The organism is Streptomyces sp. NPDC050504 (genome assembly GCF_044458065.1).
Taxonomy (GTDB): domain Bacteria; phylum Actinomycetota; class Actinomycetes; order Streptomycetales; family Streptomycetaceae; genus Streptomyces.
In genome coordinates, this window is sequence record NZ_JBITHO010000021.1 from 21,012 (window position 1) to 27,011 (window position 6,000).

9 protein-coding genes and 1 pseudogene are annotated in these 6,000 nt (G+C 67.0%); 5 read left to right on the forward strand and 5 right to left on the reverse strand.

All coding sequences use genetic code 11. From position 1 onward, the window contains the following. Window positions 1-284 precede the first annotated feature (284 nt). Both ACIBNE_RS40640 and ACIBNE_RS40645 read right to left on the reverse strand, forming a co-directional pair. Entirely contained in the window at window positions 285-410 is a 126-nt protein-coding gene (locus ACIBNE_RS40640) for a hypothetical protein (RefSeq protein WP_399281056.1), read from the reverse strand. Window positions 411-516: 106 nt separating this feature from the next. Next, window positions 517-867 carry a hypothetical protein gene (locus ACIBNE_RS40645; protein WP_399281058.1) on the reverse strand — a complete coding sequence of 117 codons (351 nt, stop codon included), beginning with the start codon at window positions 865-867 and terminating at the stop codon, window positions 517-519. Window positions 868-1,134: 267 nt separating this feature from the next. Here ACIBNE_RS40645 and ACIBNE_RS40650 point away from each other — a divergent pair, with 267 nt between their 5' ends. The 3 genes and pseudogenes from ACIBNE_RS40650 to ACIBNE_RS40660 all read left to right on the forward strand — a co-directional run. Continuing rightward, the gene (locus ACIBNE_RS40650) at window positions 1,135-1,398 is read left to right on the forward strand and encodes a helix-turn-helix transcriptional regulator (protein WP_399281060.1); all 264 of its coding nucleotides are present in this window, start codon (window positions 1,135-1,137) and stop codon (window positions 1,396-1,398) included. 388 nt (window positions 1,399-1,786) lie between these two features. Beyond that, window positions 1,787-2,269 carry a GNAT family N-acetyltransferase gene (locus ACIBNE_RS40655; protein WP_399281062.1) on the forward strand — a complete coding sequence of 161 codons (483 nt, stop codon included), beginning with the start codon at window positions 1,787-1,789 and terminating at the stop codon, window positions 2,267-2,269. Window positions 2,270-2,391: 122 nt separating this feature from the next. Then, a pseudogene (locus ACIBNE_RS40660) lies at window positions 2,392-2,782 on the forward strand (transposase family protein); the annotation flags it as partial. A 76-nt stretch (window positions 2,783-2,858) separates the two neighbouring features. Here ACIBNE_RS40660 and ACIBNE_RS40665 read toward each other — a convergent pair. From ACIBNE_RS40665 to ACIBNE_RS40675, 3 genes are all read right to left on the reverse strand, one after another. Then, window positions 2,859-3,629 (reverse strand): transposase, encoded by a 771-nt coding sequence (locus ACIBNE_RS40665; RefSeq protein WP_399281071.1) that lies wholly within the window; start codon window positions 3,627-3,629, stop codon window positions 2,859-2,861. A 105-nt stretch (window positions 3,630-3,734) separates the two neighbouring features. Beyond that, on the reverse strand, window positions 3,735-4,454 hold the full coding sequence (locus tag ACIBNE_RS40670) for an ISL3 family transposase (RefSeq protein ID WP_399281063.1): 720 nt from the start codon (window positions 4,452-4,454) through the stop codon (window positions 3,735-3,737). Window positions 4,455-4,724: 270 nt separating this feature from the next. After that, the gene (locus tag ACIBNE_RS40675; RefSeq protein ID WP_399281064.1) at window positions 4,725-5,003 is read right to left on the reverse strand and encodes a DUF6959 family protein; all 279 of its coding nucleotides are present in this window, start codon (window positions 5,001-5,003) and stop codon (window positions 4,725-4,727) included. A 177-nt stretch (window positions 5,004-5,180) separates the two neighbouring features. On the opposite strand from ACIBNE_RS40675, the gene ACIBNE_RS40680 reads away from it, so the two are divergent. After that, window positions 5,181-5,660 carry an HIT family protein gene (locus ACIBNE_RS40680; protein ID WP_399281067.1) on the forward strand — a complete coding sequence of 160 codons (480 nt, stop codon included), beginning with the start codon at window positions 5,181-5,183 and terminating at the stop codon, window positions 5,658-5,660. Between the two features lie 15 nt (window positions 5,661-5,675). After that, window positions 5,676-6,000: hypothetical protein (locus ACIBNE_RS40685; RefSeq protein ID WP_399281069.1), on the forward strand; the 325-nt coding region annotated here is incomplete at its 3' end.

Consider the following 6,000-nt stretch of genomic DNA (forward strand, 5'->3'; position numbering starts at 1 on the left):
GCTGGTCGCGCGACCACCTCGGCATAGCGTCAGAGGAGTCCAGCACCTTTGCCGTCTCCGAGCTGATGGTGTGCCCGAGTGACGCAAGACCGGCCAGTCCAAGCGCGTCCACGACGCCCTCCTCGACGCGTTCCGCTGGCTGCACCGCTACAACACCCGACGCCGTCACTCCCGCCTCGGACACCGCAGCCCGATCGCATACGAGACAGCGTCCAGAGCAACATCAACTACGCTGACACCAGCCGCATAACCCGTGTCCAGGATTCAGGGGCAAGGCCCGACCTTCAGGGCCCTGGCGGCCAAGCGCTCTCGCCGCACGCCCGCGCCGCCCTGATCCGGGTGAGCTCCCTGAAGTCGATGCCCTCGCGGATCCGGTCGAGCCGCGTCAGCGCGGCACGGACATCCTCCATCGGAGCCCCCTCGTCGTTGTCGGCGGCAGGGCTTCGTCGGAGCTCTGGCCTGCGGGGCACGAGCCAGCCTGCTCCGCCGGGGCTCGTCGGCGGACAAGCCGTCCCGTCACGGCACCTCCACCCACTCGGCGGGCTCAAGGACGAGGTCTGCCGGGATTTCGCGGTCAGCCTGGCACACCTGCGGAACGGCCGTGCTCTCCGGGGGTTCTGGGACGGTGGCGGCGTGGGGGATGGCGGCGGCGCAGGCGGCGCAGGTGTCGGCGAGGTGCCAGGTGCGCCCGCGGTCGGCCTTGATGAGCAGGAGCCGCAGCGGGCCCGAGCAGGGGCCCTGGCGCCCGTGCCATGTGCAGGCCTTCTCCCGGCACTGGCAGGTGCGCAGGTGCGGGGGCAGCCGGGATTCGACGAGGTGGCCTGCGAGGTGCCGCCTGATCTCCGCTGCTCCGTTGGCGCTCTTCACCGGAGATCCTGTCGCGCAGGCGCTGCATGTCAGCGTGGGCCGCCCGGCTGGGCTGCTGGTGGTGAGGGTCCAGGTGCGGGCGGGCAGGGCCATGGGCGGCGGTCTCTCCAAGGCGTGATCGGTCGGTTGTCGGCCGTCCTTCCGGGCGGCTTCGGGAGCGGACACCGTAGTGCAGAGCTCTGCACGGCTGCGGGTACTTCCGTACTGGCGCAAATAGGGCAGACATCTGCACTGTCAGGGCAGGGTCCTGCACCTTCGGATGGGGAGGTGACGATCTTCCCGCCGCCGGAACCCAACCCGACGGCACTACGGCTGCTCCTCTCCCACCTGCGCGCACAGCACAAGTGGAGCTACGACGAGCTCGCCGCCCGCAGCGGCCTGTCGCGCCGCACCCTGATCGAGATCGAGCAGGGCCGCACGATCGGCACACTGGCGACCTGGCACGCCCTGGCGCACGCCTTCTCCGTTCCGCTGGGCGAGCTACTGGGCCCACTGTGCGAGGGGCACGAACCTCCCGGGCCCGCTGCCTGAGACCGGCCGCTCGCCGGCCACCCGAACAGGACAGCCGACTCGCACACGATTGCGGATCACGGACCTTTGTCGCCCTCCTGTCACCTCATCGGGCGGGCCTGGCGGCGCGTAAGCAGGTGATCGGCGCGTCTGTTGGCATTTTCCACTCCGGCACCCTCTAGAGGTGGGCCCCTTCCCCGTGCCCGCGTGCGGCCGACGCGGGCCTTCGAGCTTCCGGAGAGATCTGTCCCATGCCCTTTTCCCCGACTGACGAACAGGCCGCCGCCCTGGAGGCGTTCCGCAGCGGAGGCCATCTCGCCGTCCAGGCCGGTGCAGGCACCGGCAAGACGTCCAGGGTTGTCCCGTAACTGTTGGTCAGTGAGCCGAGTGTCGCGGCAGACTCGTGGTCATGGTGCACCTGCGGGTTCTCACGACGAGCGACTGGCCGTTGTGGCGGGAGGTTCGCCTCGCTGCACTGAGCGAGGCACCTCACGCCTTCAAGGCCAGGCTCGCGGAATGGCATAACGGTGGGGAAGAGCGGTGGCGTGAGCGCTTGGCAATGCCCGCCACCTACAGCATCGTTGCGTTGCTGGACGGCCGAACCGTAGGGATGGCCGCCGGCCTTCCCGGGGATGGCGGCGCATGCGAGCTGAGGTCGGTGTGGGTCAGCCCCCAGGCGCGGGGCCGCAGCGTCGGAGACCAGTTGATAGCGGCAGTCGAGGGGTGGGCCCGGCAGAGGGGTGCTACGACTCTGAAGCTCGCGGTCCTACCGGGCAACGAGCCCGCTGTCGCGCTGTATCAGCGCAACGGTTTCGTCGATACAGGAGAACTCGGAGACCTGTTGTCCGACGGGGTGACCAGGGAACGTCTGATGGTGAAAGTGCTTCGCTGAGAGGACGGCGTGCGAGCAGGACGGATCATCCACCGCGGGAGCGGTTGCCGTCGATCCGAAGGCCACAGGCACTGCCCACGTCGGTGCGGCGATGGGACGGCCACAGTTGAGATGATCTTGGCGTGGCTGGTGTGATCACGGCGTCGGAGCCGTCCTGGATACCCGTTCACCGGGCTCAGCCCGCGACAGTTCGGCAAGCTGGTGACGGTTTTGCGGCGCGAGGGTGCGGACGCGGTCCGCAAGGGCCGGCCGTGGAGCCTTCCGCTGGAGGACCGGGCACTGCTGGTCGCGGCGTACTGGCGCACGAACCTGACCATGCGGCAGCTTGCCCCGCTGTTCGGGGTGTCCAAGTCGGCGGCGGACCGGATCATCGACCACCTCGGGCCGATGTTCGGGCTTCCGCCCCGCAAGCGGTTTGCCAAGGACACCGTGCTCATCGTGGACGGCACCCTGGTCCCTACCCGGGATCACACCATCGCCGAGCGGTCGAAGAACTATCGGTACTCCACGAACTGTCGGCGTACGGACTTTTCTCCCCAGATGCGTACGGACGAACGGGGTCTGTCGCTGATCTTGTGACGCCCCTGGTTCAGCCTCTCAACAGGATTCTGATGCGGAGTAGGTCGAGGTTGGCTCGGCCGTAGCCGGCTCGTTTGAGGAGTTTGGCTCTGGTGACTTGGCCTTCGACCTGGCCGGAACTCCATGGGCTGGAGAGCCCGGCCGTGACTGCGTCCTGATCGCGTTCGAGACCGTCCGCGAACTGGTGAAGGTGGGGCAGGTCGGCGGCTCGAATTTGGGCGATCCAGTCCGGCAGACCATCCCCGTCGTGCTCGCGCATGAGACCCGCGAAAGCGCGGACGTGCCTGACTGTCGCGTCGAGTTCGGGGCAGAGAACGCGAACCTCTTGCAGCCCTTGTGCCGCAGCCGCGCCCAGGAGTTCAGGGTTGGTCATGATCCAGCGAAGCGCCCTGCGGGGCTTTGGCGGTGTCCATGTCGGTGGCGGTGGGATGGTACCGAGCTTCAGCTGCCGGATGTAGGCATTGACGGTGCTGCGGTCCCCGCTGAATCCCTGGTCGCGAACCTCACGGAAAAGTTGGGAGGCATTGCTGCAGCCCTCGCAGTACCGCTGGTAGAGATAGGTCTTGTAGTCGTCCAGCTTGGTGCGGCGTTGAGTGACCTTGACCAGGAGCTGGCTGACGTCCGTGGTGCGGGCGTAGCGGCGGACCGCGTAATAGTCGAGGTGCAACTCGCGGCTGATGCCGCGTAATGACCTGCCTTCTGCGCGGAGTTGCTGCACGGCACGATGGCGTTCGAGCATGGTCGAAACGATGCGGCGGGGTCGGCCGCGGGAGTCGAGCATGCCGTCCGGTATCGGCGGGACCACCTCGCCTTCCCGATCCGCTCCGTTCCCGGGAGCAGGCCGTTGAAGACACGCATAGTGGCTGGTCACGCACTTCTCCACGGCCTAGGCGAGGTTGTGCCAGATATGCCACACGTCAGCGACCTGGACAGCCTGGGGTGCCGCCCGCTTCGCGGCCTCCGAGTAGGCAGAGGCCCGGTCACGGCAGACGATCTCCACTTCAGGGTGGCCTGCGAGCCATCGGGCCACCGGTTCGGCCTCACGGCCAACGAGCACATCGACAGGCCGTCGCGCCTCAAGATCCACCAGCAGCGTCGCGTAGGTATGGCGCCTGAGCAGTGCGAATTCGTCGACGCCCAGCACCCGCACCGTCCCGACTGGGGACAGCGGAGCGGCCCGCAGCAGAGTGTCCTTGGCGACTGGCATGCCCAGCTTGACCGCCAGCCGAGCGCTAGGCCGGCCCGCCAAGGCCTCGGCGATCCGCGCGAGCAGTCTGCGGAACACCGGCGTGTAGCGGGCGTGCGGGCTGGTCAGCCCCGGAATCTGTTCAACGAAGGTCACCGCCGGACACCAGAGTGAGCCGCACTTGAAACGACGCACCCACACCTCGATCACGGTCGGCACACCCCCGGCCGGAGCGTCAGCCAGCCGCCGCAGGTACCGTCCGTGCACCCACCGAGAAGGCATCCCACAGTGCGGGCATCTCACCCGCGGCGTACGACACCGCGTACGCAAGGTGACCACTTTCGTGCTCACCCGGACCGACTCGACCACCACACCCGACAGATGCGGCAGCACCTGCCCCAACGCCTCTGAACTGCACACACAGTTGATGCCCAGCCCAGGCCGACACCATCACAAGATCAGCGACAGACCCCGTTCGTGTGTACGCATCTGGGGAGAAAAGTCCGTACGCCGACAGCAGGCTGGACAACGGCCAGGAGGAGCAGCGCCAACCGCGTCCACGAACAGGGTGCGGCCCGCCACCTGCAACCTCTCGGCCCTCAGCTCGATCCCCGGAAACAGGACGTCCGACAGCTCACCCGACCCCATAGAGAAGTAGTGCCGCGACGAAACGATCCGGCATGCCAGCCCCTACGCGCGTGGTCCGTAGGGTCGCTCGATGCCGTGAGCCTCCAACGCGCTCTCGTAGCGGGCCAGCAGTTCGTCGAAGTTGGCCAGGAGGATGGTGGCCGCCTCGTGGGCGTCATCGACGTCGCCCTGGGCGCAAGCCTCCACGATCTCAGCAACGTCGCCACGGAGGATCGACAGCGAGTCACCCTGGATCAGCACGCCCGGGAAGCGACGTGGCGGCAGACGGACAACCGCGTCGTTGCCTGCATCCGTAAACAGCTGAGCCTCAATGCGTTCCATCGAGCCATCCAACAGCAGACGCCGGACCGCACCAAGCCGTAGTCATCACGGAAGCGCGGTCACAGCCTTGAAAACGGCCGGGACTGCTCTTCGCCTCGCTTGCTTGGTCTTTGAACTGCGTGAGGAGGATGGGGAGCGAAGGGCGGTCCTTGATCACCTGCATGTAGGTTCTGGCGCATGACTGGTGACTGGCGGATGGACCGGATCGGGACTGCTCTGAGAGGTGAGAACCCGACCGTGTTGCGGCGTTTGACGTCGGGGTTCGCGGTGATCGGGGATGTCCAGTTCCTGCCGGGTTACTCGGTTCTTCTCGTGGATGAACCGAATGTGCAGCGGCTGTCGGACCTGCCGAGGTCGAAGCGGCTGTCGTTCCTGTCTGACATGGACCAGCTCGGTGAAGCGGTCGAGCGTGCCTGTCAGCGGCTGGACCCGGCTTTCCGTCGGGTCAACCTGGAGATCCTGGGGAACACAGACCCGTTTCTGCATGCGCATGTGTGGCCGCGGTTCGAGTGGGAGCCGGCCGATGTGGCGGGCAAGCCTATATGGCTCTATCCGCGTGAGCGGTGGAGTGAGGAGCAGTTCAGGCTCGGTCCGCAGCATGGCGCGCTGAGGGAAGCGATCGGCAGCGAGCTGGATCAGTTGCGGTCGACGGCCTGACGGTGCTGGGGCCCGATGGAGGCCAGCGACGTCGTGGTCCAGGGCGACGACCCCTGGCAGTGGATACGGGCGCAGCGTTTCAACTGGGATCAGTTGGTGGTCGGGCAGCGGGGGCTGTTGGAGATCCTGGAGCTTGAGTCCGCCGCGGTGGAGAAGTGGCTGGTGCAACGGGCGCAGAACGGCCACGTGGGCGGTGGACATGGCGGCGGCGTGGCATTCCCACGGCCGGGAAGGGCATCTGCGGGTGCCTGGCTTTGTTCACTTCCATCGGCAGCGTTTGTCCATCGGTTTGGGAGGCGAGGGAGAGTCCGAACCTCGGCAGATGTTCATGAGAAACGGC

Bases quoted from the DNA above. Each gene is read 5' to 3' on its own strand.
- ACIBNE_RS40640 (WP_399281056.1), bottom strand. From the start codon at position 410: ATGGAGGATGTCCGTGCCGCGCTGACGCGGCTCGACCGGATCCGCGAG.
- ACIBNE_RS40655 (WP_399281062.1), top strand. From the start codon at position 1,787: ATGGTGCACCTGCGGGTTCTCACGACGAGCGACTGGCCGTTGTGGCGG.
- ACIBNE_RS40680 (WP_399281067.1), top strand. From the start codon at position 5,181: ATGACTGGTGACTGGCGGATGGACCGGATCGGGACTGCTCTGAGAGGT.
- ACIBNE_RS40675 (WP_399281064.1), bottom strand. From the start codon at position 5,003: ATGGAACGCATTGAGGCTCAGCTGTTTACGGATGCAGGCAACGACGCG.
- ACIBNE_RS40665 (WP_399281071.1), bottom strand. From the start codon at position 3,629: ATGCTCGACTCCCGCGGCCGACCCCGCCGCATCGTTTCGACCATGCTC.